General features: G+C 71.5%; 21 protein-coding genes, 1 tRNA gene and 1 pseudogene. 8 read left to right on the plus strand and 15 right to left on the minus strand.

Features of this window, described 5'->3' with window-relative positions; genetic code table 11:
* Positions 1-64: 64 nt before the first annotated feature.
* Positions 65-292: pseudogene (locus ACTWJ8_RS20405) on the plus strand (SGM_3592 family protein); the annotation flags it as partial.
* Positions 293-606: 314 nt separating this feature from the next.
* Here ACTWJ8_RS20405 and ACTWJ8_RS20410 read toward each other — a convergent pair.
* From ACTWJ8_RS20410 to ACTWJ8_RS20450, 9 genes are all read right to left on the minus strand, one after another.
* Complete coding sequence (locus ACTWJ8_RS20410; protein WP_356386393.1) at positions 607-1,431, minus strand: HAD family hydrolase; 825 nt, start codon at positions 1,429-1,431, stop codon at positions 607-609.
* Between the two features lie 28 nt (positions 1,432-1,459).
* Positions 1,460-2,743: a serine--tRNA ligase gene (gene serS, locus ACTWJ8_RS20415; protein ID WP_356386390.1), complete on the minus strand. Its 1,284-nt coding sequence runs from the start codon at positions 2,741-2,743 to the stop codon at positions 1,460-1,462.
* 653 nt (positions 2,744-3,396) lie between these two features.
* Positions 3,397-4,332, minus strand: a complete 936-nt coding sequence (pheA, locus tag ACTWJ8_RS20420; protein WP_443259955.1) for a prephenate dehydratase — start codon at positions 4,330-4,332, stop codon at positions 3,397-3,399.
* Positions 4,333-4,383: 51 nt separating this feature from the next.
* Positions 4,384-5,676 (minus strand): iron uptake transporter deferrochelatase/peroxidase subunit, encoded by a 1,293-nt coding sequence (efeB, locus tag ACTWJ8_RS20425; RefSeq protein WP_356386385.1) that lies wholly within the window; start codon positions 5,674-5,676, stop codon positions 4,384-4,386.
* Between the two features lie 8 nt (positions 5,677-5,684).
* The gene (locus ACTWJ8_RS20430) at positions 5,685-7,592 is read right to left on the minus strand and encodes a copper resistance CopC/CopD family protein (protein ID WP_356386745.1); all 1,908 of its coding nucleotides are present in this window, start codon (positions 7,590-7,592) and stop codon (positions 5,685-5,687) included.
* Between the two features lie 46 nt (positions 7,593-7,638).
* A complete protein-coding gene (locus tag ACTWJ8_RS20435; protein ID WP_356386382.1) occupies positions 7,639-8,106 on the minus strand; it encodes a copper chaperone PCu(A)C in 468 nt (155 codons plus the stop codon).
* The gene (locus ACTWJ8_RS20440; RefSeq protein WP_356386379.1) at positions 8,103-8,789 is read right to left on the minus strand and encodes an SCO family protein; all 687 of its coding nucleotides are present in this window, start codon (positions 8,787-8,789) and stop codon (positions 8,103-8,105) included. Before ACTWJ8_RS20440 ends, ACTWJ8_RS20435 begins: the two co-directional genes overlap by 4 nt.
* A 78-nt stretch (positions 8,790-8,867) precedes the next feature.
* Positions 8,868-9,605, minus strand: a complete 738-nt coding sequence (locus ACTWJ8_RS20445; protein ID WP_356386376.1) for a YcnI family copper-binding membrane protein — start codon at positions 9,603-9,605, stop codon at positions 8,868-8,870.
* 162 nt (positions 9,606-9,767) lie between these two features.
* Positions 9,768-10,550, minus strand: coding sequence for a hypothetical protein (locus ACTWJ8_RS20450; protein ID WP_356386373.1), 783 nt, complete (start codon positions 10,548-10,550; stop codon positions 9,768-9,770).
* Positions 10,551-10,741: 191 nt separating this feature from the next.
* Here ACTWJ8_RS20450 and ACTWJ8_RS20455 point away from each other — a divergent pair, with 191 nt between their 5' ends.
* Complete coding sequence (locus ACTWJ8_RS20455) at positions 10,742-11,200, plus strand: ATP-binding protein (protein WP_356386370.1); 459 nt, start codon at positions 10,742-10,744, stop codon at positions 11,198-11,200.
* 92 nt (positions 11,201-11,292) lie between these two features.
* Here the strand turns inward: ACTWJ8_RS20455 and ACTWJ8_RS20460 are convergent, their stop codons facing one another.
* A complete protein-coding gene (locus ACTWJ8_RS20460) occupies positions 11,293-12,756 on the minus strand; it encodes an aminopeptidase P family protein (RefSeq protein WP_356386367.1) in 1,464 nt (487 codons plus the stop codon).
* A gap of 125 nt (positions 12,757-12,881) precedes the next feature.
* A complete protein-coding gene (locus tag ACTWJ8_RS20465) occupies positions 12,882-14,390 on the minus strand; it encodes a PP2C family protein-serine/threonine phosphatase (RefSeq protein ID WP_443259956.1) in 1,509 nt (502 codons plus the stop codon).
* A gap of 535 nt (positions 14,391-14,925) precedes the next feature.
* On the opposite strand from ACTWJ8_RS20465, the gene ACTWJ8_RS20470 reads away from it, so the two are divergent.
* Both ACTWJ8_RS20470 and ACTWJ8_RS20475 read left to right on the plus strand, forming a co-directional pair.
* The gene (locus tag ACTWJ8_RS20470; RefSeq protein WP_356386361.1) at positions 14,926-15,621 is read left to right on the plus strand and encodes a bifunctional DNA primase/polymerase; all 696 of its coding nucleotides are present in this window, start codon (positions 14,926-14,928) and stop codon (positions 15,619-15,621) included.
* A 56-nt stretch (positions 15,622-15,677) separates the two neighbouring features.
* Positions 15,678-16,373, plus strand: a complete 696-nt coding sequence (locus ACTWJ8_RS20475) for a hypothetical protein (protein ID WP_356386358.1) — start codon at positions 15,678-15,680, stop codon at positions 16,371-16,373.
* A 228-nt stretch (positions 16,374-16,601) separates the two neighbouring features.
* On the opposite strand, the gene ACTWJ8_RS20480 is transcribed toward ACTWJ8_RS20475, so the two are convergent.
* From ACTWJ8_RS20480 to ACTWJ8_RS20490, 3 genes are all read right to left on the minus strand, one after another.
* Positions 16,602-17,588, minus strand: coding sequence for a DUF5926 family protein (locus ACTWJ8_RS20480; protein ID WP_356386355.1), 987 nt, complete (start codon positions 17,586-17,588; stop codon positions 16,602-16,604).
* Between the two features lie 103 nt (positions 17,589-17,691).
* Positions 17,692-18,330, minus strand: a complete 639-nt coding sequence (locus tag ACTWJ8_RS20485) for an ATP-binding protein (protein WP_356386352.1) — start codon at positions 18,328-18,330, stop codon at positions 17,692-17,694.
* 110 nt (positions 18,331-18,440) lie between these two features.
* Entirely contained in the window at positions 18,441-19,244 is an 804-nt protein-coding gene (locus ACTWJ8_RS20490) for a glycerophosphodiester phosphodiesterase (protein WP_443259957.1), read from the minus strand.
* Between the two features lie 265 nt (positions 19,245-19,509).
* On the opposite strand from ACTWJ8_RS20490, the gene ACTWJ8_RS20495 reads away from it, so the two are divergent.
* Together ACTWJ8_RS20495 and ACTWJ8_RS20500 are read left to right on the plus strand one after the other, a co-directional pair.
* Positions 19,510-20,967 carry a S1C family serine protease gene (locus tag ACTWJ8_RS20495; protein WP_356386347.1) on the plus strand — a complete coding sequence of 486 codons (1,458 nt, stop codon included), beginning with the start codon at positions 19,510-19,512 and terminating at the stop codon, positions 20,965-20,967.
* A 60-nt stretch (positions 20,968-21,027) separates the two neighbouring features.
* Positions 21,028-21,112: transfer RNA gene (locus tag ACTWJ8_RS20500), tRNA-Ser, on the plus strand.
* A 61-nt stretch (positions 21,113-21,173) separates the two neighbouring features.
* Here the strand turns inward: ACTWJ8_RS20500 and ACTWJ8_RS20505 are convergent.
* Positions 21,174-22,067 carry a bifunctional DNA primase/polymerase gene (locus ACTWJ8_RS20505; protein ID WP_443259958.1) on the minus strand — a complete coding sequence of 298 codons (894 nt, stop codon included), beginning with the start codon at positions 22,065-22,067 and terminating at the stop codon, positions 21,174-21,176.
* A 371-nt stretch (positions 22,068-22,438) separates the two neighbouring features.
* Between ACTWJ8_RS20505 and ACTWJ8_RS20510 the strand changes: the two genes are divergently transcribed.
* On the plus strand, positions 22,439-22,744 hold the full coding sequence (locus tag ACTWJ8_RS20510; RefSeq protein ID WP_356386341.1) for a hypothetical protein: 306 nt from the start codon (positions 22,439-22,441) through the stop codon (positions 22,742-22,744).
* A 185-nt stretch (positions 22,745-22,929) separates the two neighbouring features.
* Positions 22,930-24,117, plus strand: coding sequence for an acyl-CoA dehydrogenase family protein (locus tag ACTWJ8_RS20515; protein WP_356386338.1), 1,188 nt, complete (start codon positions 22,930-22,932; stop codon positions 24,115-24,117).
* The last annotated feature ends 5 nt before the right edge of the window (positions 24,118-24,122 follow it).

Consider the following 24,122-nt stretch of genomic DNA (forward strand, 5'->3'; position numbering starts at 1 on the left):
GCCGGCTCTTGACGCCGCTTTCACCCTCCCGCCCGGACACTGGCGGGAGAGTGAGGAGGAACAGGACATGGCAGGCGAACCGAAGAACGACGACGCCTGGGACGGCGTGGTCCTGGACGCCGCGTTCATCCGCGCGGCCGAGGCGAGCGAGCCGTCCGCGCGGGCGCGGATGCTGACCGAGCGCTGGCGGCGCGAGGGCGGGGCGCCCGAGCCGCAGCCCTGGCGGTCCGACGAGCCGCCCGCCGGCTGGTTCTTCAGCAGGGTGCGGCGCCGCTGGTGGCGCCGCCGGTGACCGGCGATTAATTCGGTGGCGGCGCGCTCCCGGCTTCGGCACAGTGGTGGTGTCAGCACGCCGACCGTGGCGTCCGAGGACCGGGAGAGGAGCGCGGCGATGTCCTTCTGTGAACCGTCGAGCTCCCGGCAGGGTGGCCCGAGGCAGGCTCCGGAGTAGTCACTGCACTCCGTCGAGCCGCCGCCTCAGGTGTCGCCCGGGGCGGCCGCTTCGAGCGCGTGTCCCCTTCCGTGACACGCGGGCCGCCCACCCACGTATCAAGGCCCGGCCCCGGAACACCGGGGCCGGGCCTTGAACATGCGCGGACGCGACCGTCAGCCCAGCATCCGCTCCAGGACCGCCGCGATGCCGTCCTCCTCGTTGGACGACGTCACCTCGTCGGCCACCGACTTCAGCTCGTCGTGGGCGTTCGACATGGCCACCCCGTAGGACGCCCAGCCGAACATCGGAATGTCGTTGGGCATGTCGCCGAAGGCGATCGTGTCGGCGGCCTTCGCGCCCAGGCGCCGCGCCGCGAGCGAGAGCCCCGTGGCCTTCGAGAGCCCGAGCGGCAGCAGCTCGACGATCCCCTCGCCCGCCATCGTGACGCTCACCAGACCGCCTGCCGTCGTCCGCGCGACCTCCGCCAGCTCGTCGTCGGTGAGGCCGGGATGCTGGACGTACACCTTGTTGAGCGGCTGCGCCCACAGCTCGGCGAGCTCCGTGAACGGCACGACGGGGAGCGGACCGTCCTGCACCTGGTAGCCGGGCCCGACGATCACCTCGCCCTCGATGCCGTCGCGGCTCGCGGCGAGCGCGAGCGGGCCGATCTCGGCCTCGATCTTGGCGAGCGCGATTCCGGCCAGCTGCCGGTCGAGCGTCACCGAGGTGAGCAGCCGGTGCTCCCCCGCGTGATAGACCTGCGCGCCCTGACCGCACACCGCGAGCCCGTCGTAACCGAGGTCGTCGAGGATGTGCCGGGTCCAGGGCACCGCCCTGCCGGTCACGATGATGTGCGCGGCGCCCGCGGCGGTGGCCGCGGTGAGCGCCTCGCGCGTGCGCGTGGAGACCGTGTCGTCGGAGCGCAGCAGCGTTCCGTCGAGGTCGGTCGCCACGAGCTTGTACGGAAAGGCAGGGGCGAGGGGAGCGGGGTGGCTCACTTGGCGTTCGGCTCCAGGCTGCTTGCGGTTACTTGGGGTCCAGGGTGGCGCGTCCCCCAAGGTACGGCCGCAGCATCTCCGGAACCCGCACCGAGCCGTCCGCCTGCTGGTGATTCTCCAGAATGGCCACGATCGTGCGCGGGACGGCGCACAGCGTGCCGTTCAGCGTCGCCAGCGGCTGCAGCACCTTCTTGCCGTCACGGTTGTCGCGCATCCGGATCGACAGGCGGCGCGCCTGGAACCCGTCGCAGTTCGACGCGGAGGTCAGCTCGCGGTACTTGCCCTGGGTCGGGATCCACGCCTCGCAGTCGAACTTGCGGGAGGCCGAGGAGCCGAGGTCACCGGTGGCGACGTCGATCACCTGGAACGGCAGCTCCAGGCCGGTCAGCCACTGCTTCTCCCACTCCAGGAGGCGCCGGTGCTCGTTCTCCGCGTCCGCCGGGTCGACGTACGAGAACATCTCGACCTTGTCGAACTGGTGCACGCGGAAGATGCCGCGGGTGTCCTTGCCGTACGTGCCGGCCTCGCGGCGGAAGCAGGGCGAGAAGCCGGCGTACCGCAGCGGCAACTGCTCCGCGTCCACGATCTCGTCCATGTGGTACGCCGCGAGCGGGACCTCGGAGGTGCCGACCAGGTAGTAGTCGTCCTTCTCCAGGTGGTACACGTTCTCCGCGGCCTGGCCGAGGAAGCCGGTGCCCTCCATGGCGCGCGGGCGCACCAGGGCGGGCGTGAGCATCGGCGTGAAGCCGGCCTCGGTGGCCTGGGCGATCGCGGCGTTGACGAGCGCGAGCTCGAGGAGCGCGCCGACGCCCGTCAGGTAGTAGAAGCGCGAGCCGGAGACCTTCGCGCCGCGCTCGACGTCGATGGCGCCGAGCGCCTCGCCGAGCTCCAGGTGGTCCTTGGGCTCGAAGCCCTCGGCGCCGAAGTCGCGGATCGTGCCGTGCGTCTCGAGGACGACGAAGTCCTCCTCGCCGCCGCGCGGGACGTCGGCGTGCACGATGTTGCCCAGCTGGAGGGCCAGGCGCTGGGTCTCCTCCTCGGCCTCGCGCTGCTCGGCCTCCGCGGCCTTCACCGCGGCGGAGAGCTCGCCCGCCTTCTTGAGAAGCTCCTGCTTCTCCTCGGGAGAGGCCTTGGGGATCAGCTTGCCGAGCGACTTCTGCTCGGAGCGGAGTTCGTCGAAGCGGAGCCCGGACGACCTGCGCCGCTCATCGGCGGACAGGACGGAGTCGACGAGCGCGACGTCCTCTCCACGGGCGCGCTGGGAGGCGCGAACACGGTCGGGGTCCTCACGGAGCAGGCGAAGGTCAATCACCCCTCAAGGCTACCGTCGTGCGGTTCCGGCCCACGACCCGATATCCGTTGCACTCCCTTATGCCCTATTTGCCGGAATGTGAATTTAGGGTGGAGCGTGACCGGAAAAGATCCACACCGGTCGCGCGGGTGCACGTCAAGGAAAGCCGTCACTTTCCCTTGAAAGGGGCAGATGCGGCACATCGCCTTGACCCGATCCCCTTGCCGTGGGCGGGACTTGGGGCCTCGCTGTCCACAGTGATGCACAGGCCGGAAAAGTTATCCACAGGCTGTGAGAATGATCTGTGGATGCCGGAAGTGATCATTCCGAAAGCCGCATGCGTCACGAAGAATTCCCGTCTCAAACCGCGTTCAAGCTCACTTTCGGGTGGAAATGCTTCACTCCAAAGAGTTGATCAAGAGAAATGCATGGACGAAGGGTGACCTGCCGGGCTGTGGACGCATCTGGGGGCTGTGGGGCGATTTGTCGACCAACCAGCACCTTCCTGTCGACTTGTCCCCAGGTCGAGAAGGCGCCCTGTGGATAACTTCTGTGGATGAAGAAAATCCGCTGGTAGGACCGGGTGTCCAGGCAAAAAGGAGCCGGATCCGGCGGTGGACAACTCGGATCCGGCAGGGGTGCGCCGCCGATGGAGGCCGACTGGGACGGAGGCCCTAGAACCGGCCGTCCTGGCAGCGCGCCAGCCAGTCCGACGCGGAAACGAACTCGGCGTCCGACGTCCCCGAGCGCGGCGGCCGCACCTCCTCAGCGGCGACCCCGGCCCGCGGGTACGAGCCGAGGAACCGCACCTGCGGGCACGCCCGCTTCAGCCCCATCAGCGCCTCCGCCACCCGGCGGTCCGCGATGTGCCCCTCCGCGTCGATCGCGAAGCAGTAGTCGCCGATGCCCGTGCCGGTCGGCCGGGACTGGAGCAGCACCAGGTTGACTCCGCGGATCGCGAACTCCTGGAGCAGCTCCATCAGACCGCCGGGGTGGTCCTCGCGCTGCCAGATGACCACCGAGGTCTTGTCCGCGCCGGTGGGCGCCGCGGGCCGGGCCGGCTTGCCGACCAGGACGAAGCGGGTCTGTGCGTTCTCCGCGTCGTGGATCTCGGTGACCAGCGGCACCAGCCCGTACTTCTCGGCGGCGAACTCGCCGGCGAAGGCCGCGTCGTAGCGGCCCTCCTGCACGAGCCGCGCCCCGTCGGCGTTCGACGCGGCGGACTCCCAGATCACGTCGTCGGCCAGGTGGTCCTTCATCCAGTTGCGCACCTGCGGCTGGGCGGCCGGGTGCGCGGTGACCGTCTTGATGTCGGAGATCTGGGTGCCGGGACGCACCAGCAGGGCGAAGGTGATGTCGAGCAGCACCTCGCGGTAGATCATCAGCGGCTCGCCCGCCACCAGCTCGTCGAGGGTCGTGGTGATGCCGCCCTCGACGGAGTTCTCGATCGGCACGAACGCGGCCTCGGCCTCGCCGCTGCGGACGGCGTCGAGCGCCGCGGGCACGGACACGACGGGGACGAGTTCCCGGGTGGCCGTCTCCGGGAGCGTGCGCAGGGCGACTTCGGTGAAGGTGCCCTCGGGGCCGAGATACGCGTAGCTGGCTGGCATGGGCTCACCCTAATGCGCCGTACGGGACGGGGCTCACGGGTCCGCGCCCCCTCACCCCTCCAGCAGGGCCTGCCCCACGTAGCCGCCCTTCTCGGCGCCGCCCGGCACCGCGAAGAGGCCGCTCGCCTCGTGCCGGATGAACTTCGACAGGGCGTCGCCGCGGTCGAGCTTGCGCTGCACCGGCACGAAACCGCGCAGCGGGTCCGCCTGCCAGCAGATGAAGAGCAGCCCGGCGTCCGGGACCCCGTCCTCGTCGTAGCCGTCGTGGTACGAGAAGGGGCGGCGCAGCAGCGTGGAGCCGCCGTTCTGGTCGGGCCGGGTGATGCGGGCGTGCGCGTTGAGCGGGATGACGAGGTCGCCGCCCGCGTCCGTCTTCTCCAGGTCCGGCTCGGTGGTCTCCTCGCCGCCCGTCAGCGGGGCGCCGGTGGACTTCTTGCGGCCGATGACGTGCTCCTGCTCCGACGTCGACAGCCTCTCCCAGTCGTCGAGGAGCATCCGGATGCGGCGCACCACGACGTACGAGCCGTTCGCCATCCACGCGGGGGACTGCGCGGAGCCGGACGTCGGCACGAAGATCTTCTCGTTGAACTCCTTGTCGGAGGGCTTGGGGTTGCCCGTGCCGTCGACCTGGCCCATCAGATTGCGCACCGTCATCGGATGGGCGGTGGCGCCCGGCGAGCGGTTGAAGCCGTTCATCTGCCAGCGCAGCTTCGCCGCGCCGGCCGCGTCCTTCTGGATCGCGCGCAGGGCGTGGAAGGCGACGAGCGGGTCGTTGGCCCCGATCTGTACCCACAGATCGCCGTTGCTGCGCGCCTTGTCGAGGTGGTCGGAGTAGAAGTCCGGCAGCGGGTCGAGGGCGGCGGGGCGGTGCTTCTCGAGGCCCGTACGGGAGAAGAAGCTGTGGCCGAAGCCGAACGTGACCGTGAGCGAGGAGGGGCCCGCGTCCCGCGCCACATCGGTGTCGTCCGATCCCGCGGGCTCCCCCGCCATCAGCCGCTCTGCCGTCCCCGACCAGCGGCGCAGCAGGGCCGCGGCCTCCTTGCGCCCCGCCCCCGCCGCCAGGTCGAACGCGGCGAGATGGCCGCGGGACTGCATCGCGGTGGTGATGCCGGGCTGATGTTTCCCGTGAAACATCACCTCGTCCGCCCCGAGGGAGGTCAACGCCGTCTGCTGCTCGGGGGAGTTGGCGGACGCCACGGCGTACCCCGCGCCCGCGCCGACGGCCCCGAGGGCGACGCCGGTGGCCCCCGCCGTCCCGATCAGCCGTCGCCGGGAGATGCCCGCGGATCGCGGGGACCCCTCGGAGCGGCTCGTGGCATCCGTCGTGTCAGTCGTGTCAGCCATGGGGCGGTTCAGCCGATCTTCGCGTTCTTGGTGATGGTGATCTGGTCGATGTCCGACGTACGCACGGTCAGCGCGACCTTCCAGTCGCCGGCCACGGGGATCTGTACGCCGCTTGCCGTCCAGTGTCCCGTGGCGATGCGGTCGGGCACGACGGGCAGCGGGCCGATCTTCTTCGCCTCCTGGGTGAGGGCGATCTTCACCTCGGGGACGTCGAAGGCCTTGCCGTTGGGGCGCTCGATGTAGAGGTGCAGCTCGTTGTTGCCGGTGCGGCCGGGGTCCATCTCCAGGAGGGCGGTGCCCTTTCCGTCGGCGCCGCCCGTGTCGAACGGCACCTTCAGGGAGAGCGGACCGGACTGCGTCTGCGCGGCCGAGGTGGCGGACTTGGCCTCCTCCTCGGTGCGGCCCGGCTCGGTGGACGTGAGCACGGTGGTGACGGCGAGCAGGACGACCGCGATGCCGGCCTCGGCGAGCACCGAGCGGCGCAGCCCGAAGCGGTGCGGGTCGGCGTCGCGCACCCGCTTCTCGCGGGCGCTCGCCATCGCGGCGCGCTGCCGGGCGAGCTGGGCGGCGCGCTCGGGGTCCGCGTTCTTGGCACCGGCGGCCACGGAGACGGGCTCCTTCGCCTCCGATTCCTCCGACGCCGTCGCCTCGGAGGTCCGCTCCTCCGCCTCGGTCGCGCCGGTCGCGGTCTCCGTGAGCCGCCCGGTCCACTTCCGGGAGATCCAGGCGACGCCGACGAGCACGACGACGAGCCCGACCTTCACCATCAGCAGCTGCCCGTACGTCGTCCCGGTCAGCGCCGACCAGGAGCCGACCTGCCGCCACGACTGGTAGAGCCCGGTGGCGACGAGGACGAGCACGCTGCCGAACGCCACCCGCGAGAAGCGGCGCACGGCCGAGCCCTCGATCGTCGGCACCCGGTACAGGGCGACGAGCAGCGCGGTCAGACCGCCGAGCCAGGCGGCCACGGCCAGCAGGTGCAGCACGTCGACGGGCATCGCGAGGCCCGCCTGGATGCCGGTCGAGGCGTGCTCGGCCATGGCCCAGGTGGCGGCGAGCCCGGCCGCGACGACGGCGCCGCCGACGGAGAGCCCGAAGGTGAGGTCGTTGCGCTCCTTGGCCTCGGTGCCGTCCCCGGAGGCCCCGGCCTCACCGGGCTCCTCGGCCTTCTTCGCGTACGCCCCGAAGAGCACGGCGACGAAGAGGGCCGCCGCCGCGAGCAGCAGCAGCCGGGACGTGAGCGCGGCGCCGGTCTTGGTCTGGAGGACCTGCCCGAGCAGCGCCATGTCGAAGACGTCGCCGAACTTCCCCGACCCGGTGTACGAGCCGCGCATCAGCAGCATGGCCAGCGTGGCGGCGGTGAGCGCGGTCCAGGCGCCGACCACGAGCCGCTGCACCGGCCTGCTGCCCGCGCCGCGCCGCCAGCACCCGAGCACGAAGGCGGCGCCGCCCACGAGCAGCGCGAAGCCCGCGTACGAGACGTAGCGCGCGAAGCCGTAGAGCCCGCCGACGACGCCCCCGCCCGCGTTCTGGTCGGCGACCACGGCGGACGTCTTGGAAGGCGCCCCGATGGAGAAGGTGTAGGCGCCCGCGACGGGGTGGCTGTCGGCGGAGACGACCTGGTAGGCGACGGTGAACGTGCCGTCGGGCAGGCCCGAGTGCAGGCCCACGGCGTAGGTGGTCCCGCCGGGGTGCGTGACCTTGCCGTCGTCGACGCGCTTGCCCGCGGGGTCGAGGACGCGGACCGCGCCGTCGGAGATGGCGACGCTCTCGGAGAACGTGAGCGACACCTTCTTCGGCGCGGTGTCGACCACCGCTCCCTGCTTGGGGTCGCTCCCGGTCACGGCCGCGTGCGCGGAGGCGGGAGCGGCACCGGCCAGGAGCGCGCCGGTGACGGCGAGGAAGAGCAGCACCATCTGCCAGGTGCGGGGAGCGATGGTCTTCACGTACAGGTCAGCCCCTTCAGTGCGAAGCGTGCGACGGGTTGTAGGTGGCGACCTTCACCGGGAAGGAGACCGCGACGGTCCCGGACTTGGCGAAGTGCAGCTTCACCGACACCTTGTCGCCCTCGGCGGGCTTGCGCTTCAGGTTCTCGAACATGAGGTGATTGCCGCCGCGTTCGAAGTCGAGCTCGCCGTTGGCCGGCACGGCGAAGGACTTCTGCTCCTTCATCACGCCGCCCTTGGTGCTGTGCAGGGTGACCTGCCCGGCGATGTCGCTGCTCACGGACGTGAGCGTGTCGGCGGCGCCCTTGTTGTGCACGGTGAAGAACCCGGCGGCCATGTCGCCGGAGGCGGGCGCGGGGATGAACGCGCCCTCGACCTTCACGTCGGGCTTGTCGGCGGCGTCGTCGGAGCCCGATCCGCAGGCGGTCAGGGCGAGCCCCGCCGCGAGCGTCACGGCGCCGAGGGCGAGGGGCGTGCGCCTCACGGCTTCTCCCCCTTGACGATCTTGGGGAGGTCCTTGGTGTAGTCGTCGACCGTGGCGTCCTCGCCGTACAGCACGTAACCGGCGTCGTTCTTCGGGGAGAAGGCGATGACCTGCGTGCCGTGCATCGACACGAGCTTGCCCTTCTTGTCCTTCTGCGTCGGCTCGATGGAGATGCCGAGCGTGCGGGCGCTGCCCTGGATGGTGGCGAAGTCGCCGGTCAGGCCGATGAAGTCGGGGTCCTGCGCCTTGAGCCACTTGCCGAGCACGGACGGGGTGTCGCGGTCCGGGTCGGTGGTCACGAAGACGACCTGGAGCTTGTCCTGCTCGGACTTGGGCAGCGACTTCTTGGCGACGGCGATGTTGCTCATCGTCAGCGGGCAGACGTCGGGGCAGTGCGTGTAGCCGAAGTAGATCAGCGTCGGCTTGTTCTTGGTCTGCTCGCGCAGGTCGAACTTCTTGCCGTGGGTGTCGGTGAGGACCAGGTCCGGCTTCTTGAACGGCTTGTCGAGGACCGTCGCAGCCTTCTGCGAGCCGCCCGATTCGGAGGAGACCTCGGCGACGGGCTTGCCGTTGTCGTCGCCGCTGCCGCAGGCGGACAGCGCGAAGGTGGCGACGGTGACGAGCCCGACGGCGGCCAGCAGGCTCTTCCTGTTGAACTTCGTGTTCTTGCGAGGGTTGCGCATAGAGAAATGTCCCAGATGTGAGGTGGCCGGCGGGTGCCGGGGTCGCCCACCGCGACCCCGGCACCCCCCGAGGGTGGCTCAGCTGTTGGTACGCCGACGGCCCGCCATGACACCGAACGCCACACCGGCGGCGCCGACGACGATGCCGACGATGCCGAGGGTGCGGGCGGTGGTGTCGCTGCCGGATCCGGAGTCGGTGGAGGCCGCGGCGGCCTCCTGCTTGTCCGACGTGTCGGAGGCGCCGGAAGCGCCGTGCCCGTCGTCCTCCGCGGCGGCGAGCTCCAGGGTGGGCGCCGGGTTCTCCGGCTCCTCCTGGCCCTTCTGCTGCGGCTCGATCCAGCGCACGACCTCCTTGTTGTCGTACGTCTGGATCGCCTTGAAGACGAGCTGGTCGGTGTCGGTCGGCAGCTGGCCGATGGACACCGGGAACTTCTGGAAGTAGCCGGGCTGCACGCCCTCGTCGTCGCCGGAGCCCGTCGCGGTCCAGGTGACCTTGGAGACGGCCTCGGTGATCTTCTCGCCGTGCATCTCCATCGGCTTGTCGAGCTTCTTCTTGGTGACGTCGGCCTTCCAGCCGGGCACCGGCTCGGGCATCACCGAGGCGAGCGGGTGCTCGGTCGGGAAGTTGACCTCGACCTTGGTGGTGGCCGAGTCGTCGCGCTCGTTCGGCACCTTGAAGTCGACGACGGCGTAGCCGCCCTTGGCCGCCTCGCCCTCCGGCTGCACGCTCACGTGCGCGAAGGCGGGGGCGGAGACGAGGACGACGGAGGAGACGGCGGCGGCACCGACGAGAGCGGCGCGGGACATCTTCTTCATGACAGGGAGAACTCCACGTTCAGCGGGATCCGTACGTGCGGAAGGAAAGCGGGCGCGACCACGCGACACACCGCACTACGGAGGCGGCGAAAAAGCGGGTACGCGCGCGTGCCCACGGCACGCCTCACTCCCACGCATGACGTCGTGGAGCACACGTGCCGTTCAGGCAGCGAGAAGGAACGCGTCGGCCGCGGGAGGACCGCGCCGCCGCACGGAGTGCTGAAGTGCCGCCTCCCGCAGGGGCGGTGGCGCGGGAAACCCGGGACGCGGCCCGCACGGCAGGCCCGCGGCCCCCCGCAGACCGGCCTTCAGGGCCCGTACGAGGCCCAGGGCGGCCCGCAGCGAACGGATCGGGGCCACCTGGGCGACACCCTGCGCGGAGAGCCGCACGATGCGGCTCAGGGCGAGGTCGCCGTGGCGCAGCAGCCAGCCGGCGCCCGCGGCGGCGAGCAGGTGCCCGATCACCATCGGCAGCGAGGGCAGCAGCGACATCGTGGAACCGGCGGCGCCCGCCATGTGGTGCGCCTCGCCGGCGGGCACGCGCGCGTTGTCGAGGATCCGCTGGGCCTGCTCCGGGCTGAGCGTCGACGCGCCCACCCCGCACATGAGCCGCGCGGCCCGCTGGACCGCCGAGGGCTCGGCCGACCCCGCGGCCATCGTCATGGTGTGCTGCTGGCCGATGCCGAAGAGGCTGTGCAGCGCGATCTGCCCGGCCCCCAGCGTGGCCGCGATGCCCGGCAGCGACCGCTCGCGTCCGGTCAGCGGGAGCGCCACGCAGAAGACGGCGAGGAAGCCGAGCGACAGCGTCCACAGCGGCACCGTGGCCGTCGAACCGAGGACGTGCCCCGCCGCGGACAGCATGACGCAGACCGCGGCGAACACCGCGGCCCTCAGCAGCCGGAGATCGGCCGCGCTGCGCGCCTGAGGCTCGTGGGGGGCAGACATGGCGGCCTCATCATCGCACTGGCTTCACACGCTCCATACGGCAGGTCCGCAAGGTCCGGAATCTCCCGTACACCCCCGACTCCGGTGCGCGCGTCCGCCGTATGGGCGTCATCACGTCAACTGTGCGATTGCGCGGGGGCGGTGGCGGCAATACGTATCGGTATGTCGAGTCGCGGCCTGGAGGCGGGAGCATGAGCATCTGGTGGTCCCTCCATCTGCGGCGCGATGCCGCCAGCGTGCCGCTCGCCCGGCGCCTGCTCATGGGCACGATGGAGACGGCGGGCGTCGACCCCGATGTCTCCTACGACCTGTCGGTGGCGCTCACCGAGGCGTGTGCGAACGCGGTGGAGCACGGTGGCACCGGGACGAGCGAGGCATCCGACGGTTTCCGGGTGACCGCCTATCTGGACGGCGAGAAGTGCCGCATCGAGGTGGCCGACACCGGTCCCGGCTTCGCCGCCACGAGCGGCCGCGCGGCGGTCGCCGTCCGCCCTGCGCCCGACTACGCGGAGCACGGCCGCGGCCTCTGTCTGATCCAGGAGCTCGCCGACCACGTGCACTTCGTGAACAGGCCGGGCAAGGGCGGTGCGGTGGTCAGCTTCGACAAGATCCTCAAGTGGCGGAAGGACGCGCCGCTGATGGCGGTGTGAAGGCGTTTCACTCAACAAAGACAGCGACAAAAGAAGGGCCGCACTCCACGAGTGCGGCCCTTCTTTTGTCGCGCGTTCGCGCGTTCGCGTGCTCAGCCCTTCAGGCGGGCCATCCACGCCTCGACGTCGTCGGCGGTGCGGGGCAGCCCGGCCGACAGGTTCTTGTTGCCGTCCTCGGTGACGAGGATGTCGTCCTCGATGCGGACGCCGATGCCGCGGTACTCCTCCGGCACCGTCAGGTCGTCGGCCTGGAAGTACAGACCGGGCTCGACCGTGAGCACCATGCCGGGCTCGAGCGTGCCGTTCACGTACGCCTCGGTGCGCGCCACGGCGCAGTCGTGGACGTCCATGCCGAGCATGTGGCCGGTGCCGTGCAGGGTCCAGCGGCGCTGGAGGCCGAGCTCCAGGACACGCTCGACCGGGCCCTCGACGAGGCCCCACTCCACGAGCTTCTCGGCGAGCACGCGCTGCGCGGCGTCGTGGAAGTCCCGGAACTTGCCGCCCGGCTTCACGGCCGCGATACCGGCCTCCTGGGCCTCGTACACGGCGTCGTAGATCTTGCGCTGCAGCGGGCTGTACGTGCCGTTGATCGGCAGCGTGCGCGTGACGTCGGCGGTGTAGTACGTGTGCGTCTCCACACCGGCGTCGAGGAGCAGCAGGTCGCCGGAGCGGACCGGGCCGTCGTTGCGGACCCAGTGCAGGGTGCAGGCGTGCGGGCCCGCGGCGCAGATCGAGCCGTAGCCGATGTCGTTGCCCTCCACGCGCGCGCGGAGGAAGAACGTGCCCTCGATGTAGCGCTCGGAGGTGGCCTCTGCCTTGTCGAGGACCTTCACGACGTCCTCGAAGCCGCGCACGGTCGAGTCGACGGCCTTCTGGAGCTCGCCGATCTCGAAGGCGTCCTTCACGACGCGCGCCTCGGACAGGAAGACCTTCAGCTCCTCGTCGCGCTCCGCGGTGACCTTGTCGGTCAGGGCGGCCTCGATGCCGGCGTCGTAGCCGCGCACCACGCGCGTCGGTCCGGTGACCCCGGTCAGCGCGTCGGCGAGCTCGCGGACGTCCGAGGCGGGGATGCCGTACAGCTTCTCGGCCTCGGTCAGGGAGTGCCGGCGGCCGACCCACAGCTCGCCCTGGCCGTCGAGCCAGAACTCGCCGTTGGCGCGGTTGGAGCGCGGCAGCAGGTAGAGCGTCGCGTCGTGGCCGCCGGCCTTCGGCTCCATGACGAGGACGCCGTCCTCCGTCTGGTTGCCGGTCAGGTACGCGTACTCGACCGAGGCACGGAAGGCGTACTCCGTGTCGTTCGAGCGGGTCTTCAGGTTGCCCGCGGGCACCACGAGGCGCTCGCCCGGGAAGCGGGCGGACAGGGCGGCGCGGCGGGCGGCGGTCTCGGCGGCCTGGGGGATCGGCCGCAGGTCGTGCAGCTCGGTGTCCGCCCAGCCGGACTTCATGTTCTCGGCGAGCTCGTCGGACACGCCCGGGTAGAGGCCGTTCTTGCGCTGCTTGATGGGCTCCTCGGCCTCCGGGGTCTCCGGGGTCTCCGGGTTGAGCTCCTCCGACACGGTTCCTCCTCGACACGGCGGGTCCGGTGAAATGCCCTGGATACGGCAATGGACCCCCTCCATCGTACGAGCGTACGGAAGGGGGTCCAGGGCCGGACGACCTGTTACGCACCGCGTCCCGGGGGTCACTCGAAGCGGGCCGCGAGCAGCACCACGTCCTCCTCGCTGTCGGCCGCGTCGAGCCCGTCGGGCAGCACCGCCCGCAGCACGTGGTCGGCGATCGCCCCGGGGTCGTCGCGGTCCGCCCTGGGGACGCTGGCGGCGGCCGCGTGCAGCCGGGCGAAGGCGCGGTCCATGGGATCGCCGGTGCGGCGGAGCAGCCCGTCCGTGTAGAGCAGCACGGTCTCGCCCGGCTCCGGAGTGACCTCCACGCTCGGGGCCTCCCAGCAGGCGAGCATCCCGAGCGGGGCGGACAGCGTCGTCTCGGCGTACTCGGTGCGCCGCTCGCCGATCACGAGGGGCGGGCTGTGTCCCGCCCCCGCGAGGACGATCTTGCGCTGGGCGGGCTCGCAGTAGGCGAAGAGGGCGGTCGCGCTGCGCGCCGGCTCGGTCAGGCGCAACAGCAGCTCCAGGTCGGAGAGGACCGCCACCGGGTCCTCGCCCTCCATCACCGCGTACGCCCGCAGGGAGGCGCGCAGCCGGCCCATCGCGGCGACCGCGCTCGCGCCGGAGCCGCTGACCGAGCCGACCGCGAGCCCGAGCGCCCCCTCGGGCAGCGGCAGCGCGTCGTACCAGTCGCCGCCGCCGCGCGGCCCGGTGCGGTGCCGGGCGGCGAGCTGCACGCCGGCCACCCGGGGAAGCCGCGGCGGCAGCAGCTCGTCGGCGACGGTGCCCGACCACGCGCGCGTGCGCTCCAGTTCGAGGAGGCGGGCCAGGTGCTCCGTCGCGTAGCGCGTGTAGAGGCCGACGAGGTGGCGCCGCCGCTCCTCGGGTTCGGCCGGCTCGTCGTAGAGCCAGACCGCGGCGCCGAGCCTGCCGGCCGCCTCGGTGCCGAGGGGCAGCGCGTAACTCGCCGCGTAGCCGAGCCGGTCGGCGACCTCGCGGTGGCGCGGATCGAGCCCGTCCTCGGCGAGCAGATCGGCGTGCACCTCGGGTCCGGCGCACAGCCCGTCGAGGATCCGGCCGTACGAGGTCGCCCCGCGCGGCACCGTCTCGATGTGGCCGAGGTCGGCCCTGGCGAGGCCGAAGCCGACGGTGGTGTCGGGGCCGCGGCCGTCGTCCGGCTCCAGGACGACGAGTCCGCGCCGGGCGCCCACCAGGGCGGCTCCGGCGCGGAGCAGTTCGTGCAGTGCGTCCTCGAGTGCGGCCGTGCGGGCCAGCCGTTCCGTGAGTTCGTGCAGGGTCGTGAGATCGGAGACCCAGCCGGCGAGCCGGTCCTGGATCAGGGCTCCGGGTGCCACGGCGGGGGAAGTGACCTGCGACACGGGGGGAGCGGGTGCGGCGGCGGGGGTCGGAGGGGGAACCTGTCCAGGAGGGGAATCGATTCCAGCCACTTTCGGCAGGCGTGGGGTTGTCATGGCTTCCGGCTTTCCGGCCGGTGCAAATTGCTCGATAGCATCGCAAACCCCCATGTCATTCTGCGCCGCTAGCAATGCCTCCACATGTACACGGACTCGTAAGGGGATGTCCAGCATTGTCCCATCGATATTCCTGGTGTCTGCCGTGGTCAGATGGCATCCGCGAGAAAAACGATCTCGGTTCTCATGGGTGATCCCGGCGCGGTCCCGAGTCGATCCGGTTCGTTCGAAGATGGCCAGAAACTGCCTGAGGGAACGGTTTGTTGAGGTCGACTGGCATTGTTCAGCTGTGGTCGACAGAGCGTCATAGCGGCCGTGATGGGTACGTAGTCGGTGAAGACCAGGGGCAGTTGGGATCCACCCGGAACCTGGTGACGGAACCGGGCGTCATAACCATCGACGACCGCGCCCCACCCTCCTCGTGGCGGAGGCGGCGAGAAATACGCGGGACGGCAAACGCCAGGCGCCGCCACCCCACGCCAGGCTTTTCAAGCACACAGCAGGCGCTCGGACTATAGGGGTTCCCCCTGCCTCAGGCCGGCGGATCGGGCTGGGGTGTGGCGCTCCAACATGTACGCGCAGTGACTGATCGACACATGGTGTGATGTGGCCCATAGCGTTCTCTTCGGTCTACGGAAAGGAACGAGCGCTCATGCGCGAGATCCTCGGAAGGCGACGCAGGCTCCTGTCCAGGCGTGACAACGGGAAGTCTGACCTGATCAGCGCGGCCCTCACGTTCGCGACAGCGTGGCAGTGGCCGGTGTTGCCGGGCATAGGGCTCGAAGCGGGAGGCCGTCGTGACGGCGTCCGCTGCGCCTGCCCCGACCCGGAGTGCACGGTGCCCGGCGCGCACCCCTTCGACCCGGGGCTGCTCGCCGCGACGACCGATGAGCGCATGGTCCGCTGGTGGTGGACCAACCGCCCGCAGGCGCCGATCGTGCTCGCCACCGGCGCCCCGTCCGGGTCCTCCGGGGGGCGCGCGCCCTGCGCGGTGAGCCTCCCGGCCGTCGCGGGCGCCCGCGCACTCGCGGCGCTCGACCGCAGGGACGTCCGGCTCGGCCCGGTGATCGCGACGCCAGAGCGGCTCGCGATCCTCGTGGCGCCCTACTCGCTGGAGCAGCTCGGCGAGCTCCTCTACGCGCAGGACTTCGTGCCCGGCTCGCTGCGCTTTCACGGCGAGGGCGGCTATCTCGCCCTGCCGCCGTCGATCTCCGGTGCGGGCCAGGTGCGTTGGGAGCGGGCTCCGCTGCCCGGTTCGGCCGCCCCGTGGGTGCCGGACGTGGAGGCCGTGGTCGGCACGCTGGTCGACACCCTCACTCGTACGGGTGTGAGCGCGCCCGAGTTGTAGCCGAACGCGGCGCGCGGCGCGCTGATGGGCGGGGTGCGCGCCGCTATGTTCGGCGCATGCCTGCCGCGCCACGCTCCCCCCAGCTCCCGGACGAGACCGAGCGGGTCCGGCCGCACACGCGACTGCGGCTGTTCGGGCTTCTCGCGGTGGTGGTGCTCACGGCGGCACTCCCGCTGGCGGGCGCGTCGGCGGGCCCCGTGGACGACGGCCCGGTGGACGCCGGGCCCCGGCGGTCGGCGCCCGCGGAGGCCGACACCACCGACGCCACCGACAGGACCGACACCGGCGACAGCACCGACGGCGCGAACGCGGCTGAAAAACGCGCGGTCGACGCCAAGCCGGACGACGCTCCCGCCGACCGGCCGAAGGGCGCGACGTCGCCCTCCCTGCTGACCGGCCTCGGCCTGACCACCGAGGCCCACTGCGGCCCCCAACTCTCCGCCCCGGACGGCATCGAGGCGCAGACCTGCGTGCTGGTCCAGGGCCACGACACCTGGGCGCGTACCTATTACCGCAACGCGACCGGCTCCGGCCTGTCCGCCGTGCTGACCCTGATGGCACCCGAGGGACGCACCCTCCAGGTGCACTGCGCGGTGGGCGCGGAGGACGAACCGGGGATGTGCGAGACACCGCGGGGGCGTACGCAGGGGGAGCCGGACCAGTACACGGCGGTGGCGGAGTACGCGAAGGGCGGGGAAGGTCCGCTGCTGCTGCGCTCCGGGAGCAACTCCGCGTCGCCGCAGGGGGATTGAGGCTTCAGAGGCGCTCGACGCACAGGGAGCGCACATGGAAGCGCCCGGTTGCTGGCGACGGGGGATGCACCAGCAACCGGGCTACTTGAACGGTAACAAGAGATCGCCGGTTAGCAAATTCGATCTCTTCTATTCGGACATGGATTTACCTGCAACTACCGGGAGTTGTGACCCGGCTCACCTTGAGGTTCGCAGGAGTGTTCCCGATCCGATGGGCTGATCGGTCGGTCAGCTGAGGGTCACCTGGCGGTTGGTGAGGCCACCGCGGGCGCGCCGCTCGTCGGGCGTCAGCGGGGCGTCCGAGGCCAGCGCGGCGGCGAGTCGCTCGGCGAACTCGGCGGCCGGCTTCTCGACGTCCTCGGCCCGCACCTCGCTGGGCAGGTCCCAGACCGGGACGGTCAGTCCGTGCGCCCGGAAGGAGCCCACCAGGCGGGTGCCTTCGCCGAGCGAGGACGTGCCCGCGGCGTGCAGCCGGGCCAGCGCGTCGAGCAGCTTCTCCTCGGGGTGCGGCATGACCCACCGCAGGTGGTTCTTCTCCGGCGTCTCGCACCAGTACGCGCTGTCCACGCCGGCCAGCTTCACCGTGGGGATCGCCGCGGCGTTGGCCCGCTCCAGGGAGGCGGCGACCTCGCCCGACGCGTTCTCCGAGTCCGGCACCCAGAACTCGAAGCCCGAGTGGACCACCGGCTCGAAGCCGCCGTCGGCCGCGAGCACGTCCTGGAGGCGCGGGCCGTCGGCCGGGGCGCGGCGGGTCTGCACCGGGTTCCCCGGCTCCGCCTCGAGGGCGCGCAGCAGGGTGTCGGCGAGGTCGCGGCTGATGTCGCCGGACGGCGTGTCGTTCTGGAGGCCGAGGAGGACCGAGCCGTCGTCGCGGCGCAGCGCCGGCCAGGCCATCGGCAGCACCGTGGCGAGCGTGACCGAGGGGACGCCCTCCGGGAGGCCGTCCTTCAGGGTGAGCTCGGCCGTCGCGGCGGGCACCAGCTCGCGCAGCGCGACCCAGTCGCCCTCGCCCGGCAGTCCCTCGAAGGGGCGCTGCACCAGCTCGGTCACGGCGTGCGCGGCGGCCCGGCCGTGGCATGCCTTGTAACGGCGGCCGCTGCCGCAGGGGCAGGGTTCGCGGGCACCGACGACCGGGAAGTTCCCCTCAGCGCCTCCGGCGCGGGCGCCATCGGTGACGTGCGGCTTGCCCTTGGTCTGCGGGCGCTTCTTGGCCATCTTGGGTGTCTCCCGGATACGGCTCTCGTACGTACGGCGCGAGCCTAGCCGCTCGTACTGACAAGAGGGGGATTCGGCCCAACTGGCCGCGCCCGACCGGCTTTCAGCTCAGCTCGTCGAGAGTGTCGGGGAAGCCCAGGTCGGACAGGTCCGCCACGGGTGGCGCGGCCACCCGGGAGGCGAAGTCGTCCCGGCGCTGCGCCATGGCCTCCGCGTGCACATCCTTGTGGACTGTCACCCACACGGTGACCTCGCCGCGCATTCCGTCCCGTACGCCCCAGTCGTCCGCGAGCGCCGTGATGATGTTGAGCCCGCGGCCGCCGTGCGCCGTGACCGAGGGAGTGGCCGGAATCGGGCGGGTGGGCCCGCCGCCGTCCGTCACCTCGACCGTCAGGCAGCCCCGGTCGTCGACCCGCCAGGCCGCGCGCACGTCGCCGTCGCCCGCCAGGTCGTCGCCGAGCGGCCTGCCGTGCCGGCACGCATTGCTGAGCAGTTCGGAAAGGATGAGAACTGCATCGTCGATGACCGATTCCGGTACGCCGCTCATGCGCAGCTGTTCACGCATGCGACGCCTTGCCGCACCCACGCCCGCAGGGCCATGGGGAACGGCCATGCTCGACGACGCGGGCACCTCCTGTGCCACCACCAACGCCACCCCCGAGACCTCCTTTGCCCCACGCCACGGTGTGAATGCCCCAATGGACTGGACCGGAAACCGGCCATCCCGCTTCCGGTGACGCACTCGTGACGATCGAATACGGTCCGAACGCGCCGGGGCACACCCTGTGACGACCGCGGCCGAAGGTGGCCGGATCCGGCCCCTGGGGCGCGGCTGCGCGGAATCCCGCCGCTTCAGGCCCTGCCGAGGCGGCGCAGCACCGCCGCCGGGCGGTTGGTGATGATCGCGTCGACGCCGAGGCGCGCGCACAGGTCGACGTCCTCGGGCTCGTCCACCGTCCAGACGTGCACCTGGTGACCCGCGCGCGTGAGCTTCTCGACGTACGAGGGGTGGTTCCGCACGATCCGGATGCCGGGGGCCGCGATGTGCACGCCCTTGGGGAGCCGTCCTTCGCGGTGCCGGGGCGAGACGAACTGCATCAGGTAGACCGTCGGCAGCGTCGGAGCGGCCTCCTGGACGCGCGCCAGGGAGCGCGCCGAAAAGCTCATCACGCGCACGCGCGAAGGTTCGTCGGTCGGCGGGGCGTCCAGGCCGAACCGCTTGAGCAGGATCAGCAGTCGTTCCTCCACGTGCCCCGCCCACCGGGTGGGGTGCTTGGTCTCGATCGCCAGCTCGACGCGCCGGTCGGCGTCGGTGACCAGTTCCAGGAGGCGTTCGAGGGTCAGGACCGAGGTGTCGGCCGCGCTGCCCGCCCAGTCGGGCCCTTCCTCGCTGTCCTTCCAGGAGCCGAAGTCGAGGGCGGCGAGGTCCGCGAGTTCCAGGGTCGACACCGCTCCGCGGCCGTTCGACGTACGGTTGACGCGACGGTCGTGCACGCATACAAGATGACCGTCCGCCGTGAGCCGTACATCGCATTCGAGGGCGTCGGCCCCGTCCTCGATGGCCTTCTTGTAGGCGGCCAATGTGTGCTCGGGGGCGTCCTGGGAGGCACCGCGGTGGGCGACGACCTGGATGCGCTGCTGTTGTGCGAGGGTCACCGCGTCATGGTGCCACCGCGCCACTGCCGTGGGAGAAAAGTTCGGCCCAGCGGATGCGTCCGTTTTGCCGGACGTAAAGGATGGCAGGGGACGCACAGGATCGTCTTACGGCGGCCTGACGTCGTGTGGGAAAGGCTGACGGCGTACAACAGCACAAGTGGACCGTGACAGGACCATGCCGGGTCGGCGGGCGAACGGCCGCAGGACCTGAGCAGCCAGACAGGACGGATCGGCGACGACAGCCGTGGATCGAGGAGAGAAAGCTGTGAGCACCGAGAACGAGGGCACAGAGGTACCCCCGGCCCCGTCCGCACCTCCCGTGCCGGTGGACGCTCCCGCTGCTCCCGCACCGGCTCCCCAGGGCGCCGGACATGACCCTGCGAGCCAGGAGCCGAGGACCGCGGACCACGGGGCGTACGGGCCGCCCGCGGCGCCTGCGGCGTCCTCGGGAGGCGCCGCGTCCGGCGCCCCGGGCGCGGCAGGACCGGCCCACGGCGGCGACTGGCCGCCCCCGCCCCCGCCCGCCGTGCCCGCCTACGCCTCCGGCGGCGGTGGCGGCGGATGGGGCGACTCGTACCAGCAGCCGGGGCCCAAGCCGGGCGGCCGGCGCGGCGGCCTGGTCGCCGGGATCATCGCGGCGGCGCTGGTCGCGGGCGCGGTCGGCGGCGGCGTGGGCTACTGGGCGGCCGAGCGGGGCGACGGCTCGGACACCGGCTCGACCACCGTCTCCGCGTCCAACCCGGCCGACCTCAAGCGCGACCCGGGAACGGTCGCGGGCGTGGCCGCCAAGGCGCTGCCCAGCACGGTCACCATCGAGGCCGAGGGCAACAACGGCGAGGGCGGCACCGGCACGGGCTTCGTGTACGACAAGGAAGGCCACATCCTCACCAACAACCATGTGGTGGCGGAGGCCGCGGACGGCGGAAAGCTGTCGGCCACGTTTTCGAACGGCAAGAAGTACGACGCCGAGGTGATCGGCCACGCGCAGGGCTACGACGTCGCGGTCATCAAGCTCAAGAACGCCCCGGACGACCTGAAGCCGCTCACGCTCGGCGACTCCGACAAGGTGGCCGTCGGCGATTCGACCATCGCGATCGGCGCGCCCTTCGGCCTGTCGAACACGGTGACCACGGGCATCGTCTCCGCCAAGGACCGCCCGGTGGCCTCCAGCGACGGCACGGGCAGCAGCAAGGCCTCGTACATGAGCGCCCTGCAGACCGACGCGTCGATCAACCCGGGCAACTCCGGCGGCCCGCTGCTCGACGGCAACGGGAACGTGATCGGCATCAACTCCGCCATCCAGTCCGCCTCGGGCGGCGGCCTCGGCGGCTCGGGCCAGTCCGGTTCGATCGGCCTCGGCTTCGCCATCCCGATCAACCAGGCGAAGATGGTCGCGCAGCAGCTCATCAAGACCGGCCAGCCGGTCTACCCGGTGATCGGCGCGTCGGTCTCCCTGGAGGAGGGCACCGGCGGCGCGAAGATCACCCAGCAGGGCGCGGGCGGCTCCGAGCCCGTCACGCCGAACGGCCCCGCGGACAAGGCGGGTCTCAAGCCCGGCGACGTGATCACAAAGCTCGACGACCAGCCGATCGACTCCGGTCCGACGCTGATCGGCCAGATCTGGACGCACAAGCCGGGCGACACCGTGAAGCTCACCTACACGCGCGACGGCAAGGAGCACACCGTCGACGTGACCCTGGGCGAGCGCAAGGGCGACAGCTGACCGTCCGCGCGAGCGGACCCGCTACCCTGGTCCCGCGCCACACCGTCGTGTGCGGCGCGGGGTGGGTTGCCCGAGCGGCCTAAGGGAACGGTCTTGAAAACCGTCGAGGCGCGAGCCTCCGTGGGTTCAAATCCCACACCCACCGCGCAGTTGAGCGAGCCCCCGATCCGGATTCCGGGTCGGGGGCTCGTCCGTTGTCCGGCGCGTCAGGGGCCGGCCGTCAGGCGCGCCGCGGAGGCGATCGTGGAGCGGGCCTCCCGTTCGGTGAGCCCGGTGTGCACCGCCGCGTCCGTGAGGGCGTCCGCGAGGCTGTCGCCGACCCCGTTCTCGTAGGCGCGGCACGCGGCCCAGAAGAGCCGGGTGTTGCGCTGGCCCTCGTGGGCGCCGAGGACGAACTGGACGAGCCCGACGCCGTGTTGACCGGGGCGGCCCGGCGTGGGGTGGTGCGTGCGCGGCGGGGGCGTGAGCAGGCGCAGGAGCGCCGGTGGGCAGGGCGCGGGCGGCAGGTGGCCGGTGCCGGGCACCGTGCTGTAGACGCCGTGCTCGGTGCGGGAGCCGGGGCCCACGAGGTAGCCGCCCGCGCCGCGGATGTCGATGCCGGGCGCCAGCCGCCCCGCCGAGTTGGGCACCACGACGTCCGGTGGCCCGGAGAGCCACAGGTGCCTGCCGCCGCTGGGCGTGGCCACGACCACCGTCGCCGGGATCGTGAACAGATGCCGTAAGGCCAGCTCGCGCAGCGCGGCGGTGGCGTCGGTGCCGGACTTGGTGTCCAGGTCCACGCCGACGAGGTGGTGCGGCGCGAGGCCGCACGCGATGCCGTAGCCGGTCGCCCGGGGCGCGGCCGCGAAGAGCGCGCGGATGCGGCGCGGATCGGTCGTCGCGTCGTACACGCCGTGGCCGGGCAGCCCGCACTCGCCGTGGCAGCGCGGGGCCGTGGGCGGATCGTTCCGGTGCGGCGAGGGCAGGGCGGGGAGCTTGGTCCTGGCCAGCGGGATGACGGCGAGCCCGCGCTCGGCGGCGGACAGGGCGTGCGCGAGGGCCAGGGTCGCGAGGGACGGGTGCGGTGGGCAGTGGGGCGGGTGCCGGTCCATGGTGGCCATGCCCTCATTTTCGTACGAGTGTTCGAAGAAGGGAAGCCGGGGCGGTCATCGGAGCGAAGCATTTACCAAAAATGTGCTGAAACGCTTCGTCGTTTGGGCCGCTTGGGCCGGGGTGCTCCCGAGGTGGTGCGGTCCGGGCTGAGCTGGGGTTTTCCGGTGGTGAAGAGGGTTTATCGACTTGTCCTCACGCTTGCGAGCGAATAGCGGCTTCCGGGGTGGTTCGCCGGGGATTCGGTGGGCAACTCTGGACTCGCGACGTCGTGAACATCGCCGAGGCGGTCGGCCAACCGCCCCGGCACTTCCCGTACATGCCGGGAGCGCGGACCCCGTCCGGGCGCCCGGGGCGTACTTCCTGTCCTGGAGGAATAGACATGGCTTCCATCCGTACCGCCCGCGCCATCGCCGCCGTCGCAGCTCTGCCCCTCGCCGCAGCCCTCTTCTCCGGAGTGGCCATGGCGGACAACGGCGCCTTCGCGGGTGACGGATCGAACGCGGGGGTGGCGACGGTCAGCGGCAGCGGCGTCGGTCACGACAACCACGGCAATTCGTCCACCACGCAGCAGCAGGCCGTCGGCAACGGCGCCTCCAACCAGAACAACTCGGCCCAGGTGAACGGGTCGGGGTTCACGGCGATCGACCAGTCGAACGTGAACGTGAACTTCAACGAGCTCTGGTGAGCCACCGGCTCCTGCGCTGCGGGGGTCCTTCGTGGGGTGCGTGACAGTCTGCGCGGCGGTGCTTCGGCGCCGCCGCGCAGGCGTGTGCGCGCGGGGCGGGCGGACGATCTCTTGACACCCGTCGGTATCTGACGGACAGTCAGAAACCCTTGTCGGTACGAGGCCAGTCCTGGAGGGCAGCCGCCGTGCACCTCGCCCCCACCGAGCGCCAGCGCGAGCTGCGCGCCCAACTGCGAGAGAGATTCCGTACGTTGATGCCGGGCGGGCCACCGGCCGCCGACGACCCGGCCGAGCAGCGCCGCGTGCTGCGCCGCATCGGCTCCGAGGGGCTTCTCGGCCTCGGCTGGCCCGTCGAGTACGGCGGCCAGGGGCGCGGCGCCGACGAGCAGTTCGTGTTCTTCGACGAGGCATACCGGGCCGGCGCGCCGGTCTCCATGGTCACGCTCAACACGGTCGGGCCGACGCTCATGAAGTACGGCACCGAGGAGCAGAAGGCCTACTTCCTGCCCCGCATCCTCAAGGGCGAGCTGGTCTTCGCGATCGGCTACAGCGAGCCGTCGGCGGGCACCGACCTTGCGTCGCTGCGCACGCGCGCGGTGCGCGACGAGGAGAGCGGCGACTGGCTGATCGACGGCCAGAAGGTGTTCACGTCGAACGCGCAGAACGCCGACTGGATCTGGCTCGCCTGCCGGACCGACCCCGACGCGCCCAAGCACAAGGGCATCTCGATCATCTTGGTGCCGACCGACGCCCCCGGCTTCTCCTGGACCCCGATCGAGACCGTCGGCGGCCTGACCACGACCGCCACCTACTACGACGGCATCCGGGTCCCCGGCTCGAACCTCGTCGGCGAGGAGAACGGCGGCTGGGGCCTGATCACCAACCAGCTCAACCACGAGCGGGTCGCCCTCGCCGCGATCGGCATGCAGGCCGAGGACTTCTACGAGCGGGTGGTCGAGGCCGCCCGCACCCCCGATCCAGTGACCGGCGAGCGCCGCGTTGACTCGATGTGGGTCAGGTCCCAGCTCGCCGAGGCGCATGCCCGGCTGGCCGCAACACGCCTGCTCAACTGGCGTCTGGTGGGCGATGTGGGGGCGGGCCGACTGGCTCCGGGGGACGCCAGCGGAGTGAAGTTCGCGGGAACGGAATCCGCGGTCGAGACGTATCGCTTGTGTCAGCAGGTCGCGGGCGAAGCGGGGTGGGTGCGGGCCGGATCGCCGGGCGCGCTCGGGGGCGGAGCGGGGGTGGGCGAGGGCGAGTTGGAGCGGATGAACCGCGCGGCGCAGATCAACACCTTCGGTGGCGGGGTGAGCGAGGTGCAGCGCGAGATCGTGGCGACGATGCGGCTCGGCATGCGGAGGGGGAAGCGGTGAGCGCG

The sequence above is a fragment of the Streptomyces sp. SDT5-1 genome (assembly GCF_052245995.1).
GTDB lineage: Bacteria > Actinomycetota > Actinomycetes > Streptomycetales > Streptomycetaceae > Streptomyces.

Bases quoted from the DNA above. Each gene is read 5' to 3' on its own strand.
- pheA (WP_443259955.1), bottom strand. From the start codon at position 4,332: ATGCCAGCCAGCTACGCGTATCTCGGCCCCGAGGGCACCTTCACCGAA.
- efeB (WP_356386385.1), bottom strand. From the start codon at position 5,676: ATGGCTGACACGACTGACACGACGGATGCCACGAGCCGCTCCGAGGGG.
- ACTWJ8_RS20430 (WP_356386745.1), bottom strand. From the start codon at position 7,592: ATGGTGCTGCTCTTCCTCGCCGTCACCGGCGCGCTCCTGGCCGGTGCC.
- ACTWJ8_RS20440 (WP_356386379.1), bottom strand. From the start codon at position 8,789: ATGCGCAACCCTCGCAAGAACACGAAGTTCAACAGGAAGAGCCTGCTG.
- ACTWJ8_RS20445 (WP_356386376.1), bottom strand. From the start codon at position 9,605: ATGAAGAAGATGTCCCGCGCCGCTCTCGTCGGTGCCGCCGCCGTCTCC.
- ACTWJ8_RS20450 (WP_356386373.1), bottom strand. From the start codon at position 10,550: ATGTCTGCCCCCCACGAGCCTCAGGCGCGCAGCGCGGCCGATCTCCGG.
- ACTWJ8_RS20455 (WP_356386370.1), top strand. From the start codon at position 10,742: ATGAGCATCTGGTGGTCCCTCCATCTGCGGCGCGATGCCGCCAGCGTG.
- ACTWJ8_RS20465 (WP_443259956.1), bottom strand. From the start codon at position 14,390: ATGCTGGACATCCCCTTACGAGTCCGTGTACATGTGGAGGCATTGCTA.
- ACTWJ8_RS20470 (WP_356386361.1), top strand. From the start codon at position 14,926: ATGCGCGAGATCCTCGGAAGGCGACGCAGGCTCCTGTCCAGGCGTGAC.
- ACTWJ8_RS20475 (WP_356386358.1), top strand. From the start codon at position 15,678: ATGCCTGCCGCGCCACGCTCCCCCCAGCTCCCGGACGAGACCGAGCGG.
- ACTWJ8_RS20480 (WP_356386355.1), bottom strand. From the start codon at position 17,588: ATGGCCAAGAAGCGCCCGCAGACCAAGGGCAAGCCGCACGTCACCGAT.
- ACTWJ8_RS20505 (WP_443259958.1), bottom strand. From the start codon at position 22,067: ATGGCCACCATGGACCGGCACCCGCCCCACTGCCCACCGCACCCGTCC.
- ACTWJ8_RS20510 (WP_356386341.1), top strand. From the start codon at position 22,439: ATGGCTTCCATCCGTACCGCCCGCGCCATCGCCGCCGTCGCAGCTCTG.